Source organism: Advenella sp. EE-W14, from assembly GCF_012923605.1.
Taxonomy (GTDB): domain Bacteria; phylum Pseudomonadota; class Gammaproteobacteria; order Burkholderiales; family Burkholderiaceae_B; genus Advenella; species Advenella alkanexedens.
This window is the reverse complement of the sequence record NZ_JAAVNG010000012.1, coordinates 143,589-162,114: the sequence shown is the minus strand read 5'-3', so window position 1 is coordinate 162,114 and position 18,526 is coordinate 143,589. Positions and strand designations below refer to the sequence as shown.

Below are 18,526 nucleotides of genomic sequence, written 5' to 3'. Positions count from 1 at the left end.
TTTTGAGGCCGTTATGTCAGACTCTACGTCAAAGCCACGTCGGGAATTTCGCAATCTCGATTTAGAGCTTATTGCAGTTAAATACCGCCTGCCCACTGCCGGTAAAGTGTCAATTTTGCACCGTATCAGTGGCGCACTTCTGTTTTTAAGCTTACCTATTATTCTGATACCTCTTTTTGCTGCCAGTGTGGCATCACCAGAAAGCTTTGAGGCTTTGGGAAGCGGGTTTGGTGGCTTCTTGCTGAAACTCATTCTGCTGGTTATTTTGTGGGGCTTCATGCATCACTTGTGTGCCGGTATCCGGTACCTGACCCTTGATTTGCATATCGGCATGGATAAAGTATCCGCCCAGAAAAGTGCAGCGATTGTTTTGGGTACAAGTATTGCCCTTACCCTGATTTTTGCAATTAAACTGTTTGGAGCTCTGTAATGGCAACTCATGAACAAATCGGTAGGAAACGCCTGGTTGTGGGTGCACACTATGGCTCATTTGATTTTCTCGTCCAGCGCATGACTGCGGTCATCCTGGCTGTTTATTCTGTTTTATTCCTGATCTGTGCCCTGTTCACATCCATCAACTATGAGTCATGGAAAGGTTTCTTCACCTTTACCTGTTTTGGCTTGCCTTTGGGTCAAATCTCAGCCACGCTGGCTTTTTTCTCTCTGGCCTGGCATGCCTGGGTAGGTGTACGTGACATTTGGATGGACTATGTGAAACCGGCAGGCCTTCGTGTGGCCCTGCATGTATTAACCGTATTGTGGTTAATTGGTTCAGTCTTGTTTTTCGCGAATATTGTTTGGAGTCTATAAGCCGTGGTCGCAATTAATTCTTCATTGCCACGCCGCCAGTTTGATGCGGTGGTTGTGGGCGCCGGCGGGGCCGGTATGCGTTGTTCCTTGCAGCTTGCGCAGGCTGGTCTTAAAGTTGCTGTTTTATCCAAAGTGTTTCCAACCCGTTCGCACACTGTAGCGGCTCAAGGTGGTATTGGTGCATCTTTGGGTAATATGAGCGAAGATAACTGGTACTGGCACATGTACGATACCATCAAAGGTTCCGACTGGCTCGGTGACCAGGATGCTATCGAATTCATGTGTCGTCAGGCTCCCGAAGCGGTTTACGAGCTTGAACACTTTGGTATGCCTTTTGACCGTAATGCTGATGGCACAATTTACCAGCGTCCATTTGGTGGTCATACCGCCAATTTTGGTGAAAAGCCTGTGCAACGCGCCTGTGCCGCTGCTGACCGTACCGGTCATGCCTTGTTGCACACACTGTATCAGCGTAACGTTGCAGCCAAAACCCACTTCTTCGTGGAATGGATGGCGCTTGACCTGATCCGTAACGATGCCGGTGATGTTCTGGGTGTGACTGCCCTGGAAATGGAAACAGGTGATATTTATATCCTTGAAGCCAAGAAAACCATTCTGGCAACAGGTGGTGCAGGTCGTATCTGGGCCGCTTCCACCAACGCATTCATCAATACCGGTGACGGTCTTGGTATGGCGGCGCGCGCTGGCATCTGCCTGCAAGATATGGAATTCTGGCAATTCCACCCAACCGGTGTTGCCGGTGCGGGCGTGCTGATTACTGAGGGTGTTCGCGGTGAGGGGGGTATCCTGCTCAATAAAGACGGTGAGCGCTTCATGGAGCGTTATGCACCTACCCTTAAAGACTTGGCTCCACGTGACTTCGTGTCCCGCTCAATGGACCAGGAAATCAAGGAAGGTCGCGGCTGTGGTCCGGATGGCAACTACGTTGTGTTGAAACTGGATCACTTGGGTGCCGACGTCATTAACAAACGTTTGCCATCCATTCGTGAAATTGCGATCAAGTTCGGTAACGTCGACCCCATTAAAGAGCCTATTCCTGTTGTGCCAACCATTCACTATCAAATGGGTGGTATTCCTGCCAACTATCATGGTCAGGTTGTTACCTGGGAAAATGGCGAAGAAAAAGTGGTTAACGGTCTGTACGCCATTGGTGAATGTGCGGCCGTATCGGTACACGGTGCTAACCGCCTGGGTACCAATTCTTTACTTGATCTGGTTATTTTCGGTCGTGCAGCCGGTAATCACATTGTTGACTCTCATCCGGAAAAACAACGTGAACACCAGCCTCTGGCTAAAGAGTCTGTAGAAGCTTCCCTGGCTCGTGTCAATGCTCTTGAAACCCGGACTTCCGGTGAGAAAGTACAGGACGTTGCCAATAGCATTCGTGTTTCAATGCAGCAGCACTGTGGTGTATTCCGTACATTGAAACTGCTGAACGAAGGTGTGGGTCAAATCGACGAACTGGCAGAGCAGGTCAAACGCATCAGTTTCAAAGACAAGTCAAAAGTGTTCAACACGGCACGTGTTGAGGCGCTTGAAGTTGAGAACATGATTGAAGTAGCGCGTGCAACCATTAAATCAGCAGCCAATCGCACTGAAAGCCGTGGTGCCCATGCACTGAATGATCATCCGGAACGTGATGATGAAAACTGGTTGAAACATACCTTGTGGCATTCTTCAGATGGCCGCCTGGAATACAAACCGGTTCACATGAAACCACTGACTGTTGAGTCATTCCCACCTAAAGCACGCACTTTCTAAGCAGGATATTATGAGTACTAAACGTATCGTCAAATTTGAAATTTACCGCTACGATCCTGATAAGGACGAGCGTCCCTACATGCAAAAGCTTGACGTCGAGCTTCAGCCTACAGACAAAATGTTGCTTGATGCGATTGTTCGCATTAAAAATGACGTTGATGACAGTCTTGCAATCCGTCGTTCTTGCCGTGAAGGGGTTTGTGGTTCAGATGCCATGAATATCAACGGTAAAAACGGCTTGGCATGCACCACCAATCTGCGTGACCTGAAAGAGCCGATCGTTCTTCGTCCATTGCCTGGTTTGCCGGTTATTCGTGACCTGATCGTGGATATGACGCACTTCTTCAATCAGTATCACTCAATTCGTCCGTATCTGATTAACGAAACACCGCCACCAGAAAAAGAGCGCCTGCAAACTCCCGAGGCTCGTGAGGAGCTGGATGGTTTGTATGAGTGTATTCTTTGTGCATGCTGCTCTACCTCCTGTCCGTCTTTCTGGTGGAATCCAGATAAATTTGTAGGTCCTGCAGGCTTGTTGAATGCTTATCGCTTTATTGCAGACAGTCGTGACCAGGCTACTGCAGAGCGTCTGGACGATCTTGAAGATCCGTACCGTTTATTCCGTTGTCACACAATCATGAATTGTGTTGATGTTTGTCCTAAAGGATTGAACCCAACAAAAGCAATCGGCAAGATCAAGGAAATGCTGGTTCGCCGTTCAATCTAAGTAGTTTGTTTATGGACAAATTAACGGAATTGGAACGGGCCCGCCTTCGTTGGCGGGCTCGTCGGGGACTTCTAGAAAACGATTTGATCATTACCAAATTTTTGGATCGTTATGAATCTTCGTTAACCAACGAAGATGTAAAGTCCCTGACTCAACTTTTTGAGCTGGATGATAACAATTTACTCGACCTTTTGTTGGCGCGTTCAGAGCCAGAAGGTGACTATGATACGCCTAATATAAACCGTCTGATCGGTCTGATGCGTGCAGGGTAAGGTGAGTAAAAAATTATCGTGTTGTATAAACTAATAAGGAATATAGATGAAATTGTCTGAAAAAAAAGCTACGCTCAGCTTTTCCGATGGTAGTAATCCCGTTGAATTTCCAGTGTACCAAGGTACAGTGGGTCCAGATGTTATAGACATTCGCAAGTTGTACGGTCAGACAGGCATGTTTACCTATGACCCAGGATTCCTGTCTACGGCATCATGTGAGTCTGCCATTACCTACATCGATGGTGATAAAGGTCAATTGTTGTACCGTGGTTATCCAATCGAGCAGTTGGCTGTTAATTGCGACTTCATGGAAACCAGCTACTTGCTGTTGAATGGCGAGTTGCCAAATGAGAAACAAAAAGCCGATTTCAATCATCAGGTTACCTATCACACCATGGTTAACGAGCAAATGCAGTTTTTCCTGCGTGGCTTCCGCCGTGATGCGCACCCTATGGCCATCATGACGGGTCTGGTAGGTGCGATGGCTGCTTTCTACCATGATTCTACCGATATTACCAATCCAGAGCATCGCCACATTTCAGCCATTAGGCTGTTGGCCAAAATGCCTACATTGGTGGCAATGACCTATAAGTATTCTCAGGGTCAGCCTTTCATCTATCCTCAGAATGATTTGTCATATACAGGTAATTTCCTGCGCATGATGTTTGCAACACCTTGTGAAGATTACAAGGTTAATGACGTTGTTGAGCGTGCTCTTGATCGCATCTTTATCTTGCATGCCGATCACGAGCAAAATGCGTCTACTTCTACTGTGCGTCTATGCGGCTCTTCAGGTACCAACCCATTTGCAGCGATTGCTGCAGGTGTTGCCTGCTTGTGGGGGCCAGCTCATGGTGGTGCCAATGAAGCTTGCCTGAACATGCTTGAGCAAATTCAAGCCAATGGTGGCATTGCGAAAGTGGGCGAATTCATGGAGCAGGTTAAAGACAAGGAATCAGGTGTTCGCTTGATGGGCTTTGGTCACCGTGTGTACAAAAATTATGATCCACGTGCCAAATTAATGCAGGAAACATGTAAAGAAGTCCTGACTGCCCTGGGTCTCGAGAATGATCCTCTGTTCAAGTTGGCCATGGAACTGGAGCGTATCGCTCTTGAGGATCCATACTTCGTTGAACGTAAACTGTATCCTAACGTTGACTTCTACTCTGGTATTGTTCAGCGTGCAATCGGTATTCCTACTTCTTTGTTCACGGCAATTTTTGCTTTGGCACGTACAGTAGGCTGGGTTGCGCAGTGGAACGAAATGATCTCTGATCCTGCATACAAGATCGGTCGTCCCCGTCAGCTGTTTACCGGTGAGATTGCTCGTGATGTAGTGGAAATTTCCAAGCGCTAATTTTTTGCCCGGTATTTCCAGCCAGTTTGAAAAAGCCCTTCAGGATAATTCCTGAAGGGCTTTTTATTTGGGAAAAAAACGATCAGTTGTTATAAGGCATCAGTTGTTATAAGGCGTATTTATGCAGTATTTGCCTGCACCACCCAGAAAAATAACCAGCGCACCCACCAGAAAAAGAGCGGGTAATTCGGGTACCCAGCCGCCCGAGCGGCTGAATGAAGACAGTTGCCCCATATGGACAAGGAAAAAGGCAAATAGCATATTCACTGCAATGACCAGGGCGGCAGGGCGTGTATAAAGGCCAATAATGACCATGATTGGCGCAATGACCTCGCCCGCATAAACGCCATAGGCGATAAATGCGGGCAAGCCTTTGGCGGTTACCATGCCAATGAGCGGATCGATTCCGTTCGTGATTTTGATCAAACCATGAAACAGGATCAGAAAGCCCACCCCAAGTCTGAGCAGCAGTTTGGCAAGATCATCGCTTTTCAACAAAACCTAGTTTCCTTGTGATTGCTGCGCGTCAACAACGGCCAGTGCGGTCATATTGACAATACGGCGTGTGGTTGCGCTGGTGGTAAGGATATGTACCGGTTTTGCTGCGCCCAGCAGGACAGGACCCATCGCAATACCATTGCTTCCCGTCATTTTCAGCATGTTATAGGTAATATTGCCAGTGTCCAGGTTTGGCATGATTAACAGATTGGCACGTCCTTTGAGCGTAGAGTCGGGGAAAGCATTAAGCCGGATTTTTTCTGACAGGGCAGAGTCGGCATGCATTTCGCCGTCCACTTCCAGTAATGGTGCGCGTTCGGCAATAATTTCACGGGCGCGGGCCATTTTTCGGGATGATTCGCTTGGGCGGCTGCCAAAGTTGGAGTGGGACAATAGCGCGATTTTGGGTGTGATGCCAAAGCGAATCATTTCTTCGGCAGCCTGAATGGTAATGTCGGCAATTTGTTCGGCACTTGGGTTTTCATTAACGTGTGTATCGCAAATGAACAGGGTTTCATCAGGCAACATGAGCACGTTCATGGCGGCAAAAGTCTGGGCGCCGGGTTTCAGGCCAATGACCTCTTCGACATATTTAAGCTGGTTGTCAAACTTGCTTGAAACGCCACAAATCATGGCATCGGCATCACCGCGTTCCATAAGCATGACACCAATAAGCGTATTGTGTTTGCGAACCATGGCTTTGGCAATGTTGGGAGTAACGCCATCCCGTGCTTTCAGTTTATAGTAGGCTTGCCAGGTTTCATTGAAACGGTCGTCATCTTCCGGATTGACAATCTCAATGTTTTTCCCGTTAATCAGGCGCAGGCCCAGTTTTTCAATACGCATGTTGATGACGGAAGGACGGCCGACCAGGATGGGGTAAGCCAGTTTTTCGTCGATAACGGTTTGGGCGGCATGCAGGACACGCTCATCTTCGCCATCCGCGAAAACAACCCGTTTGGGGGCTGATTTTGCCTGTTTGTACAAAGGACGCATCAACTGTCCGGAGTGGTAGATAAAACTCATCAGCTGGCTGCGGTAGGCATCCATGTCCTCAATGGGGCGTGTGGCCACGCCAGAGTCCATGGCAGCCTGTGCAATAGCGGGTGCAATTTGTACAATAAGACGTGGGTCAAACGGTTTGGGAATGATGTATTCAGGGCCGAAATTCAGGTCCTGATCCTGGTAAACCGAGGCGACTTCATCATTTTGTTCAGCTTGAGCCAATTCAGCAATGGCGGTAACGCAGGCCAGTTTCATTTCTTCGGTAATGCGGGTGGCGCCAACATCAAGCGCACCGCGGAAAATGAATGGGAAGCACAGTACGTTGTTGACCTGGTTGGGATAGTCGGAACGGCCGGTGGCAATAATACAGTCGGGGCGTGCTTCTTTGGCATCTTCGGGAAGAATTTCAGGGTCGGGATTGGCAAGGGCCAGAATCAGGGGTTGATTGCCCATGGACTTGACCATGTCTTTGGTAAGAACACCCGCAGTGGAGCAACCCAGGAAAACATCGGCGTTTTTAATGACATCGGCCAGGGTGCGCGCATCGGTATCCTGGGCGTAGCGAGTCTTGTTCTCTTCCATGTTTTCATCGCGTCCTTTCCAGATCACGCCACGGGAGTCACAAACATAAATGTTTTCTTTGTTGATGCCGACCTTGACAAGTAAGTCGAGGCAGGCAATGGCAGCGGCACCAGCGCCTGAGCAGACCAGTTTGACGTCTGCCGGATTCTTGTTGACAATTTTAAGTCCATTCAGAACAGCAGCTGAAGAAATGATGGCGGTACCGTGCTGGTCATCATGAAACACGGGGATGCGCATGCGCTCACGCAATTTTTTCTCAATGTAGAAACACTCGGGGGCTTTGATGTCTTCCAGATTGACCCCGCCCAAAGTAGGCTCAAGTGCGGCAATAATATCGACCAGTTTGTCGGGGTCGTGTTCGGCAAGTTCGATGTCAAAAACATCCACACCGGCAAACTTCTTGAACAGGCATCCTTTTCCTTCCATGACCGGTTTGGCGGCAAGCGGGCCAATATTGCCCAGGCCAAGTACTGCCGTACCGTTAGTAATCACGCCAACCAGATTGGAGCGGGACGTGTATTTAGAGGCCGCTTCGTCACCGTCATTAAAGATGGCCATACAGGCCGCAGCCACACCGGGAGAATAAGCCAGGGAAAGATCGTCCTGGTTGGCCAGTGGCTTGGTTGGTGTCACTGAAATCTTGCCGGGAGTAGGGTGGGCGTGATAGTCCAGTGCCAATTTAGTGAAATCGTGATTCATAGTAGAGAAGACCCTATTGTATTTTTAGTTTGATAAATTAAAACTAATCGTGTTTATAAAGCAACGAATTATACAAATATACCAATTTGCCAGTCAGTAAGCATTAATAATCTTTTGTTTTTGAAAACTTTATAGAGAAAAGCTTGTTAAATGGGGGTATACTTTTAGGTTATTGGCTTTTAAGGCTAGTACGTGCCTTCTGCCCCGCTATCCGCTATTCGGTCTAGCCGTAACGCGGAAGGTATTCCTGCATCCAAAGGGTGAAACACTCATACCGGTGAAGCGTTTATGACTACGGAAATTGAAAAGAAATTATCCACATCTTATTTATTTGGCAGCAATGCCACCTATGTCGAAGAGCTTTATGAAGCTTACTTGGACAATCCTGATTCAGCACCAGAAGAATGGCGTGCTTATTTTGATCAGTTGCAGCATTTGCCCGCAACCGACGGCTCCACGGGAACCCGCGATCAAAATCACAGTTCTGTCATTACTTCATTTGCCCAGCGTGCCAAAGCCAATGCTTTTGCCGTTCAGCAAATTGCACCTCCCAACCTTGAAGTGGCCAGCAAACAACTGCATGTGCAGTCTCTGATTGCTGCTTACCGTTCATTGGGTGTGCGTCTGGCAACCCTGGATCCCCTGAAACGTCGTGAACGCCCCGAAATCCGCGAGCTCGATCCAGCCTTTTACGGTCTGACCGAAGCCGACCTTGATGATGTGTACTCTGCAACGAATACCTACTTCACCAAGAAAACAACCATGACTCTGCGTGAAATTCTCAATGCCCTGCGCGATACTTACTGCCGCAGCATTGGTGCCGAATTCATGCATATGTCCGATCCTGCCGCCAAGCGCTGGGTCCAGGAACGCCTGGAATCCATTCAAAGCAATCCCAATTTTGATGCAGAGCAGAAAAAACGTATTCTGCAGCAGCTGACTGAAGCCGAAGGTCTTGAGCGTTTCCTGCATACCAAGTATGTAGGTCAAAAACGATTCTCTCTTGAGGGTGGTGAAAGCTTTATCGCCTCCATGGATGAAATCGTCAATCACTCAGCCGCCCGTGGCGTGCACGAAATCGTAGTAGGCATGGCTCACCGTGGTCGTCTTAACATGCTGGTCAATATCATGGGCAAAATGCCTGGTGACCTGTTTGCCGAGTTTGAAGGCAAGCATGCTGAAGGCCTGACCGATGGTGACGTGAAATACCATAACGGCTTCTCCAGTGACCTGTCTACCCCTAGCGGCCCGGTTCACCTGTCTTTGGCCTTTAACCCGTCCCACCTGGAAATTGTCAACCCGGTCGTAGAGGGTAGTGCACGTGCGCGTCAAGAGCGCCGTGAAAATGGCAAGCAGCAGGTTCTGCCCGTACTGGTGCACGGTGACTCGGCGTTTGCCGGTCAGGGCGTGGTTATGGAAACCCTTAACCTTGCGCAAACCCGTGGTTATGGCACCGGTGGCACGATTCATATCGTGATTAATAACCAAATCGGCTTCACCACTTCTGATCCACGCGACGTGCGTTCAACCCTGTATTGTACAGACGTTGTCAAAATGATTGAAGCGCCCGTTTTCCACGTAAACGGTGATGATCCTGAAGCGGTTGCTTTCGTTTCCCAACTGGCGGTTGACTATCGCATGGAGTTCGGTCATGACGTCGTAATCGATATCATTTGCTTCCGCAAACTGGGTCATAACGAGCAAGATACCCCGGCATTGACACAGCCATTGATGTACAAAAGCATCAGTGTTCATCCCGGTACACGTAAACTGTACGGTGACAAACTGGTTGCCCAAGGCGTGCTTGATGCCGACGGCCCCGACCAAATGGTCAAGGAGTATCGTCAGTTAATGGAAGACGGCCAGAAAACCGTTGAGCCTGTATTGACAGACTACAAAAACAAATACGCAATCGACTGGACCCCATTCCTGGGCGCCAAGTGGACAGACCATGCCGATACAGCCGTTCCGTTGGCAGAGCTCAAGCGTATTGGTGAAAAAATCACCACGATTCCAGAAAACTTTACACCTCATAATCTGGTCAAGAAACTGTTGAACGACCGTCGCAAAATGGCTGAAGGCGAGCAAAACCTCGACTGGGGTATGGGTGAGCACCTGGCATTTGCAACTTTGGTTGCTTCAGGTTATGCCGTGCGTATTACCGGTCAGGACTCAGGTCGTGGCACATTTACTCACCGTCACGCGGTATTGCACGATCAAAAACGTGAGCGCTGGGACGATGGTACATATATTCCCCTGCAGAACGTCACCGAGAATCAGGCTCCCTTTACCGTTATCGACTCTGTGCTGTCTGAAGAAGCGGTGCTGGGCTTTGAATATGGTTATGCCTGTTCAGAACCCAATACACTGACTATCTGGGAAGCCCAGTTTGGCGACTTCGTCAACGGTGCCCAGGTTGTCATTGACCAGTTCATTTCCTCCGGTGAGGCAAAATGGGGCCGTCAATGCGGTCTGACCATGATGCTGCCACACGGTTACGAAGGGCAGGGCCCAGAACACTCATCTGCCCGTATCGAGCGCTTCCTGCAACTGTGTGCCGACAATAACATGCAAGTGGTTCAGCCTACCAATGCTGCCCAGATTTTCCATTTGTTGCGTCGCCAGATGATTCGTCAGTTCCGCAAGCCTTTGGTCATCTTTACACCAAAATCACTGCTGCGTAACAAAGATGCAACTTCTCCGTTAACTGATTTGTCCTCTGGTGAATTCCAGACGGTCATTCCTGAAGTCAACACGGAAATCAAGGCAGAGCAAGTCAAGCGTATTCTGGTTTGTTCAGGTAAGGTTTATTACGATCTGGTTAATGCCCGTACTGAACGCGAAGCCAATGATGTGGCCATTATTCGTGTTGAGCAGTTGTATCCGTTTGCCCACAAGGCATTTGAAGCGGAAATAAAAAAATATCCTAATGCCACAGAAGTTGTTTGGGTTCAGGATGAACCTCAGAACCAAGGACCATGGTTCTATATTCAGCATCATCTGTATGAGAACATGACTGCCGGTCAGAAACTGTCTTATGCAGGCCGCAATGCTTCTTCTTCTCCAGCGGTTGGCTACATGGCTAAACACGTAGAGCAGCAAAAAGCGCTTATTGAACAGGCATTTGCGCCGAAATTAAAAGGTTTTATCCTAACCAAGTAATTGGACTAACATATTTTACGGATTAAAAAAAATGGCTATTATTGACGTTATCGTTCCCCAATTATCAGAATCAATTTCTGAAGCGACCCTGCTCGAATGGAAAAAGAAAGTAGGTGAAGCGGTTACCCAAGACGAAACCCTGATCGAAGTTGAAACAGATAAAGTGGTTCTTGAAGTGCCAGCACCGGCATCAGGCGTGATTGTTGAAATTGTAGAAGGCGATGGCAGCACCGTGACTGCAGAACAGTTGCTGGCTAAAATTGACACCGAGGCAACGGTAGGTGTGGCAGCTGCTCCTGCAGCCGCTGAAGCTGCTCCGGCTGTTGCTGCGCCTGCCGCGGCAGAAAGCAAAACAGTAAGTGGTGTGGCTTCACCTGCCGCCAGCAAAATCCTGTCAGAAAAAGGCATCAGCGCTGCTGATGTGGCTGGCTCCGGTCGTGACGGTCGTGTCACCAAAGCTGATGCTGTGGCTGCTTCTGCACCTGCCAAATCAGTGGCTGCGCCTGCTGCGCCGCTGTCTGTTTCCCTGGACGGTCGTCCAGAACAACGCGTGCCAATGACACGTCTGCGTGCCCGCGTTGCTGAGCGTCTGCTGCAGTCCCAGTCTGAAAATGCAATCCTGACCACTTTCAACGAAGTCAACATGAAAGCGGTTATTGATCTGCGTAACAAATACAAAGAAAAATTCGAGAAAGAGCACGGTATCAAACTGGGATTCATGTCTTTCTTTGTCAAGGCAGCTGTTGCCGCCCTGAAAAAATACCCCATCCTGAATGCTTCTGTAGATGGCAAGGATATTGTTTACCACGGTTACTTTGATATTGGTATCGCGGTTGGCAGCCCACGTGGCCTGGTTGTGCCTATCCTGCGCAATGCCGATCAAATGTCTATTGCCGACATCGAGAAAAAAATTGCCGAGTTCGGTGCCAAGGCACGTGATGGCAAGCTTACGCTTGACGAATTGACAGGTGGTACCTTCTCCATCTCCAACGGTGGTACTTTCGGTTCCATGCTGTCCACACCTATCATCAACCCACCACAATCAGCCATTTTGGGTATTCACGCCACGAAAGATCGTGCTGTTGTCGAGAACGGTCAAGTTGTTATTCGCCCAATCAACTTCTTTGCCATGTCTTATGATCACCGCATTATCGATGGTCGCGAAGCCGTACTTGGTCTGGTTGCCATGAAAGAAGCGCTGGAAGATCCACAACGCCTGTTGCTTGATCTGTAATCAATACATGGTCTACACACGCCCCCTTACGGGGCGTGGTTCTTTATATGCACCCATTGTGCATGCGAATGAATTAAATTAAAGAGAATTATTATGTCTACTCAATTTGATGTGGTTGTTATTGGTGCCGGACCTGGTGGGTATATTGCCGCTATCCGTGCTGCGCAGTTGGGCAAAAAAGTGGCATGTATCGATGCCTGGACTGACGAAGCCGGTAATCCAAAACCCGGTGGTACATGTACCAACGTGGGTTGTATTCCTTCCAAAGCCCTGTTGCAATCATCCGAACACTTCGAGCAGGCCAATCATCACTTTGCCGAGCACGGTATTGAAGTGGGTAGTGTCAAACTCAAACTCGACACGCTGATCGGTCGCAAAGATACCGTTGTCAAGCAAAACAATGACGGTATCCAGTTCCTGTTCAAAAAGAACAAAGTCACTTTCTTTTCTGGCAAAGGCGAATTTGCCGGTAAAGCGGCTGATGGCAGCTACAACATTAAAATCAGTGGTAAAAAAGAAGAAACCATTACCGCTTCACACGTTATTGTGGCAACCGGTTCACAACCCCGTGCCTTGCCTGGCCTGGCTTTCGACGAAAAACAGGTTCTGTCCAACGATGGAGCCTTAAGCATTCCTGCCGTCCCTAAAAAACTGGGTGTGATCGGTGCGGGTGTAATTGGTCTTGAACTGGGTAGCGTATGGCGTCGTCTGGGTGCCGAAGTTGTGGTGCTTGAAGCCGCTCCTGATTTCCTGGCAGTGGCCGATGCCCAAGTTGCCAAAGAAGCGCAAAAAGCCTTCACCAAACAAGGCCTGGTTATTGAAACTGGCGTGAAAATTGGTGAAATCAAACAAACCGAGAAAGCAATTACCATTCCTTACACCACCGCCAAAGGTGAGGAGCAGTCCCTGGTGGTTGACAAGCTGATCGTATCTATCGGTCGTGTTCCTTACACCACCGGTTTGAATGCAGAGGCCGTTGGCCTGCAACTGGATGAGCGTGGTTTCATTGTGGTTGATGCCGATTGTAAAACCAATTTGCCTAACGTATGGGCAGTTGGTGATGTGGTGCGTGGCCCCATGCTGGCACACAAGGCAGAAGAAGAAGGTGTGGCGGTTGCCGAGCGTATTGCCGGTCAGCACGGTCATGTCAACTTCGATACGATTCCTTCTGTTATTTACACCTCTCCTGAAATTGCCTGGGTGGGTAAAACAGAGCAGGCGCTTAAGGCCGAAAAACGTGAAATCAAAGTGGGCAGCTTCCCCTTCCTGGCCAATGGTCGTGCACGTGCATTGGGCGATACGACCGGTTTTGTGAAAATCATTGCCGATGCCAAGAGCGATGAAGTCCTGGGCGTTCACATTATCGGCCCAATGGCGTCAGAACTGATTGCAGAAGCCGTTACGATCATGGAATTCAAAGGTGCGGCTGAAGACATTGCCCGTATCTGCCATGCACACCCAACTTTGTCTGAAGCAATGAAAGAAGCAGCCCTTGCGGTTGATAAACGTGCATTGAACTTTTAATCAAGTTGGTACTGTTTTAAGTTTTGCTTGAAATAGCAGGCCTGCGGCTCGTGGTTGGTGTTCCCTGAACAGCCAGCCAGGCTGCAGGCCTTTTTAATATAATGAATTTTTAAACTTGAATTTATCGTCATGAATGTTTTGCAGTATTATGAAAAAGCGCTGGGTGAACGCGGCTACAAGGCAGATGCGGCACAGCAGCAGGCAATCCGTCGCTTGCAGAAGTATTATGATGATTGGATCGGCTTTAAGGAGCAGCGCTCGAACAAGCTGAAAAAATTGTTCAGCCGACCGGCTATCCCCAAAGGTGTCTACATGTGGGGTGGGGTGGGGCGAGGTAAAAGTTTTCTCATGGATTCTTTTTACCTGACTGTGCCGGTAAAGCGTAAAACCCGGATTCATTTTCATGAGTTCATGCGCGGCGTGCATTTGCAACTGCAGCAAATCAAGGGTACCCAGGATCCGCTTGATGAGGTGGCGCGCCGTATTGCAAAAAAATATCGTTTGATCTGTTTTGATGAGTTTCACGTATCGGATATTGCCGATGCAATGATTCTGTATCGTCTGTTGCTGAAACTGTTTGAGTATGGCACCTCATTTGTGATGACATCCAATTACGAACCTTCTACCCTGTATCCGGACGGATTGCACCGTGACCGCATCCTTCCGGCCATCAAGCTGATCCAGGAACGGATGGATGTGCTTAATGTGGATACTGGGGTGGATTACCGTTTGCGTACGCTGGAACAGGTCAAAATGTATCATACCCCCCTGACCGAACAAACCCGGCATGAATTGCAGCAGGCGTTTGATCAGCTCTCGGATACGGCTGTTCAGGATCCGGTCTTGCATATCGAGAACCGTGAAATCCGTGCCGAAGCCGTGGGTGGGTCTGTGGTGTGGTTTTCATTTGCCACCTTGTGTGGCGGGCCTCGTTCGCAAAATGATTACCTTGAGCTGGCCAATCGTTTTCATACGATTATTTTATCTGACGTACCCAGAATGCGTCCCAAACATGCCTCTGAAGCCCGTCGTTTTACCTGGCTGATTGATGTCTTATATGACCACAAGGTCAAGCTCATCATGTCTGCCGAATGTGAGCCGGATGAGTTATATACCGAAGGCACGTTGTCCAATGAGTTCCATCGAACGGTTTCACGTATCATGGAAATGCAATCAAAAGAATATCTTGAGTCTGAGCGAAGGGAATCGGTCAGTCTGTAAATGGGGAATTAAAATTCATGAGTAAAAACAAAAGAGTGCTAACCGGGATCACGACCTCCGGAACACCACATCTGGGCAATTATGCCGGGGCCATCCGGCCTGCCATTAATGCCAGTCGTGAAGAGAATGTGGATGCCTTCTTTTTTCTGGCTGACTATCACGCCCTGATCAAATGTGATGATCCCATGCGAGTGGCACGTTCACGTCTGGAAATTGCCGCCACCTGGCTGGCTGCCGGCCTTGATACCGACAAGGTTACTTTTTATCGTCAGTCGGATATTCCCGAGATACCCGAGCTCAGCTGGATTCTCACCTGTCTGACGCCCAAGGGTTTAATGAATCGTGCGCATGCCTACAAAGCCTCGGTAGACCAGAATGTGGCCAAGAACGTGGAGCCCGATGATGGCGTCAATATGGGTCTGTTTTCATACCCCATCCTGATGGCGGCCGATATTCTCATGTTCAATGCCAATAAGGTACCGGTTGGTCGTGACCAGATTCAGCACCTTGAAATGGCCCGTGATATTGCCCAGCGTTTTAATCATCAGTATGGGGCAGGACGCGATTATTTCACTTTGCCTGAAGTTCACATCGAAGAAGAAGTGGCAACCCTGCCGGGGCTTGATGGTCGTAAAATGTCCAAAAGCTATAACAACACGATTCCCCTGTTTGAGGGGGGCAGCAAGTTGCTGAAAGCAGCTATTGCCCGTATTCAGACCGACTCCCGTCTGCCCGGTGAGCCCAAAGATCCTGATGAGTCCCACTTATTCACGATTTACCGTGCTTTTGCGGGCCAGGAAGAGGTAGCGGCTTTCAGGCAGCAGCTACTGGATGGTATGGGCTGGGGTGATGCCAAGCAGGCGCTGGGTGATTTGCTAGAAAATACGCTGGCACCCATGCGTGAGCGTTACAACGAACTCATGTCCAGGCCTGACCAGATTGAAGAAATCCTGCAGGAGGGCGCCCAAAAAGCGCGCCGTGAAGCCACGCCGTTTATGAATGAAATTCGCCAGGCGGTTGGCTTGCGCAATGCCTTGGCGGTAAAAGCGACGCCCAAAGAGCAGAAGAAAACGACCAAGGTTGCCCGATTTGTCAGCTTCCGCGATGAAAACGGACGTTTTCGTTTCCGCCTGATTGCGGCAAGCGGACGGGAGTTACTGCTGTCCATTCCTTTTGATAATCCGAAAGATGCCGGGTTGGTGACCAAGCGTCTGCAGACTGCAAACATTCTCGAGCTGATCACGAAAAACGAACTGGGTGGCAGTTTTGAGGTCAAGCTTGACGGGCAGGTAGTGGCCAATGGTTTTCCCACTTCCAGTTCATCGGAACTTGATGCTAATATCAAGCTTCTAAATGAAGCGATTGAATCAATGAAAGCATAAAGAGGATGTGACGTGGGCCAAACAGCATTGACAATAATTACGGAACAAGATCATGGCGTGGTAATTGACCTGGTATACGCCACACCCGATAATCTGGCTGGTAAAGTGGTTTACCAGGAAGCTGTTTGTGCCCTTCATCCCGATGCGGAAGCCTGTTTGCGCAAGGCGGCTGGCTATGCGTTACAGGCTGGCCTGACACTTAAGGTTTTTGATGCTTATCGTCCTGGCAAGGCCCAGGAAATTTTTTGGTCGGTTCTATCAGACGCCCGGTATGTTTCTGATCCGTCACAAGGCTCCAATCACTCGCGCGGTGTCGCTGTTGATGTCACGCTGTTAAACGAAAGTGGGCAGGAGCTGGATATGGGAACCGGCTTTGACGATATGCGGGAACTGTCTCATCATGACCGCAAGGACTTGCCATCCGAAGTACAAAAAAACCGCCTGTTGCTGCTGGGTATCATGCTACATGCCGGGTTTATCTCCATCCCTTCCGAGTGGTGGCATTATGAACTGCCCAATAGCCGTGCATACCCCATGATTGACAGTGACCTTGTAAAAGTGTGAGGGTCTTTCTGTCTTTTTTTTCCGAAAGGAAATTATTTTTACCAATCGGGTAAACAACTATTTCTGAATTAAATTTATTTTGATAAGATGTCCTGTGTTCCGGTCGATATTCATTGGGAGAAATCGCATATGTCAGGACATCGCATTTACAGAAAATTACTGCTTACGGTCTTTGCTTCGGCGCTTGGTTTTTCAGTAGCCATGCCGGGTGCAATGGCGGCAACACCGAAAGACACGCTGGTAATTGCCAAATCAGCCGATCCGCAAACGCTTGATCCGGCTGTGACCATCGATAATAACGACTGGACCGTGACTTACCCCAGTTATCAGCATCTGGTTAAATACAAAAAAGGTTCTACCGAGGTGGAAGGCGATCTGGCCGAAAGCTGGACCGCTTCCGATGATAACCTGACATGGACTTTCAAACTTAAACCGGGGCAAAAGTTTGCCGATGGCAGCGATGTCAATGCTGACGCGGTCAAATATACCTTTGATCGGCTTTTACGTATCAAACAGGGGCCTTCCGAGCCTTTTCCTGCCATGCAAACCAGTGTGAAAGATCCGCTAACGGTTGAGTTCAAACTTGAAACACCGTTTGCGCCTTTCCTTTACATTCTGGCCAATAACGGGGCGGGTATTATTAATCCGGCCGTAGAAAAAGCCGAGGGTGGGGCAGATAATTTCCTGGCGGGCAATACGGCCGGTTCAGGTCCTTACCAAATGACAAAGTGGGAGAAAGGCCAAGCCATCCAGCTTGAACGGAATCCTCACTATGGTGGTGAAAAACCGGCACTGGATAAGGTTCTGTTGAAAATCATTCCCGATGCATCGGCCCAGCGCCTGCAATTGCAAAACGGCGATCTGGATATTGTGGCCAAATTGCCGGTTGACCAGATTGAGTCCTTGAAAGGCAAACCCGGTGTTCATTTCGAGAAGGTGCCCTCCTTGTTGGTTACCTATCTGTACCTGAACAATAAAACCGGGCCGATGGCCAACCTGGATGCCCGTAAAGGCGTTGTGCAAGCGATTGATTACGAAGGAATTGTTGAGGGCGTACTGAATAATCAGGGTAAACAGCTCAAGGGTCCCATTCCAGATGGCATGTGGGCGTATGATGATTCCAACCCCGATTTCAAACAGGACCTTGATGCTGCCAAGGCCAGTTTCGCCAAGGCAAATCTGGGCAAACAGGATCTGATACTGCTCTATTCAAATCGTGATGCCAACTGGGAGCCCATTGCCCTGACGACCCAGGCTAACCTGGCTGCCCTGGGAGTGAATGTCAAACTTGAAAAACTTGCCAATGCAACGATGCGTGATCGCCTGGGTAAAGGAGAGTTTGATATTGCCATTGGTAACTGGAGTCCCGATTTTGCCGATCCGTACATGTTCATGAATTACTGGTTCGATTCTGAAAAAGGCGGCTTGCCTGGTAACCGTTCTTTCTACTCAAATCCCGAAGTCGACAAGCTGATTCGCAAGGCAGCTGAAATCAGTGATCAGGAAGAGCGCACCAAATTGTACCAGCAGGCTCAGAAAATGGTATTGGACGATTTCGCCTATGCCTATCTGTTCCAGAAAAGTGAGGAAATCGGTTTGCGTGATAATGTGAAAGGTTTTGCGTATAATCCCATGCTTGATGACGTTTATAACGTGCAAGATATCAACAAGGAATAATCGGATTATCAATAAACATTAACAGGCAAA

The 18,526-nt window shown here is 48.9% G+C and carries 15 protein-coding genes; 13 read left to right on the top strand and 2 right to left on the bottom strand.

Annotated features, from left to right (window positions below; translation table 11 throughout):
* Positions 1–13: 13 nt before the first annotated feature.
* The 6 genes from sdhC to HCX92_RS11685 are packed head-to-tail and all read left to right on the top strand — an operon-like array spanning position 14 to position 4,948.
* Positions 14–430 carry a succinate dehydrogenase, cytochrome b556 subunit gene (gene sdhC, locus HCX92_RS11710; RefSeq protein WP_169295148.1) on the top strand — a complete coding sequence of 139 codons (417 nt, stop codon included), beginning with the start codon at positions 14–16 and terminating at the stop codon, positions 428–430.
* On the top strand, positions 430–810 hold the full coding sequence (sdhD, locus tag HCX92_RS11705) for a succinate dehydrogenase, hydrophobic membrane anchor protein (protein WP_169295147.1): 381 nt from the start codon (positions 430–432) through the stop codon (positions 808–810). The genes sdhC and sdhD overlap by 1 nt, the downstream gene beginning before the upstream one ends.
* Positions 811–813: 3 nt before the next feature.
* Complete coding sequence (gene sdhA, locus HCX92_RS11700) at positions 814–2,592, top strand: succinate dehydrogenase flavoprotein subunit (RefSeq protein ID WP_169295146.1); 1,779 nt, start codon at positions 814–816, stop codon at positions 2,590–2,592.
* A gap of 10 nt (positions 2,593–2,602) precedes the next feature.
* A complete protein-coding gene (locus HCX92_RS11695; protein WP_169295145.1) occupies positions 2,603–3,319 on the top strand; it encodes a succinate dehydrogenase iron-sulfur subunit in 717 nt (238 codons plus the stop codon).
* Positions 3,320–3,330: 11 nt separating this feature from the next.
* Positions 3,331–3,591: a succinate dehydrogenase assembly factor 2 gene (locus HCX92_RS11690; RefSeq protein ID WP_169295144.1), complete on the top strand. Its 261-nt coding sequence runs from the start codon at positions 3,331–3,333 to the stop codon at positions 3,589–3,591.
* Positions 3,592–3,637: 46 nt separating this feature from the next.
* A complete protein-coding gene (locus tag HCX92_RS11685; RefSeq protein WP_169295143.1) occupies positions 3,638–4,948 on the top strand; it encodes a citrate synthase in 1,311 nt (436 codons plus the stop codon).
* 99 nt (positions 4,949–5,047) lie between these two features.
* Here HCX92_RS11685 and HCX92_RS11680 read toward each other — a convergent pair whose 3' ends face one another.
* Positions 5,048–5,446: a DoxX family protein gene (locus HCX92_RS11680; protein ID WP_169295142.1), complete on the bottom strand. Its 399-nt coding sequence runs from the start codon at positions 5,444–5,446 to the stop codon at positions 5,048–5,050.
* A gap of 3 nt (positions 5,447–5,449) precedes the next feature.
* Positions 5,450–7,732 (bottom strand): NADP-dependent malic enzyme, encoded by a 2,283-nt coding sequence (locus tag HCX92_RS11675; protein WP_169295141.1) that lies wholly within the window; start codon positions 7,730–7,732, stop codon positions 5,450–5,452.
* A 288-nt stretch (positions 7,733–8,020) separates the two neighbouring features.
* On the opposite strand from HCX92_RS11675, the gene HCX92_RS11670 reads away from it, so the two are divergent.
* From HCX92_RS11670 to HCX92_RS11640, 7 genes are all read left to right on the top strand, one after another.
* On the top strand, positions 8,021–10,894 hold the full coding sequence (locus tag HCX92_RS11670) for a 2-oxoglutarate dehydrogenase E1 component (RefSeq protein WP_169295140.1): 2,874 nt from the start codon (positions 8,021–8,023) through the stop codon (positions 10,892–10,894).
* A gap of 31 nt (positions 10,895–10,925) precedes the next feature.
* Positions 10,926–12,128, top strand: coding sequence for a 2-oxoglutarate dehydrogenase complex dihydrolipoyllysine-residue succinyltransferase (odhB, locus tag HCX92_RS11665; protein WP_169295139.1), 1,203 nt, complete (start codon positions 10,926–10,928; stop codon positions 12,126–12,128).
* A 93-nt stretch (positions 12,129–12,221) separates the two neighbouring features.
* On the top strand, positions 12,222–13,652 hold the full coding sequence (lpdA, locus tag HCX92_RS11660; protein WP_169295138.1) for a dihydrolipoyl dehydrogenase: 1,431 nt from the start codon (positions 12,222–12,224) through the stop codon (positions 13,650–13,652).
* Positions 13,653–13,781: 129 nt separating this feature from the next.
* On the top strand, positions 13,782–14,873 hold the full coding sequence (zapE, locus tag HCX92_RS11655) for a cell division protein ZapE (RefSeq protein ID WP_169295137.1): 1,092 nt from the start codon (positions 13,782–13,784) through the stop codon (positions 14,871–14,873).
* Positions 14,874–14,890: 17 nt separating this feature from the next.
* The gene (locus HCX92_RS11650; RefSeq protein WP_169295136.1) at positions 14,891–16,255 is read left to right on the top strand and encodes a tryptophan--tRNA ligase; all 1,365 of its coding nucleotides are present in this window, start codon (positions 14,891–14,893) and stop codon (positions 16,253–16,255) included.
* 27 nt (positions 16,256–16,282) lie between these two features.
* On the top strand, positions 16,283–16,819 hold the full coding sequence (ddpX, locus tag HCX92_RS11645) for a D-alanyl-D-alanine dipeptidase (RefSeq protein WP_211182382.1): 537 nt from the start codon (positions 16,283–16,285) through the stop codon (positions 16,817–16,819).
* Between the two features lie 129 nt (positions 16,820–16,948).
* Complete coding sequence (locus HCX92_RS11640) at positions 16,949–18,496, top strand: ABC transporter substrate-binding protein (RefSeq protein ID WP_169295134.1); 1,548 nt, start codon at positions 16,949–16,951, stop codon at positions 18,494–18,496.
* Positions 18,497–18,526 lie beyond the last annotated feature (30 nt).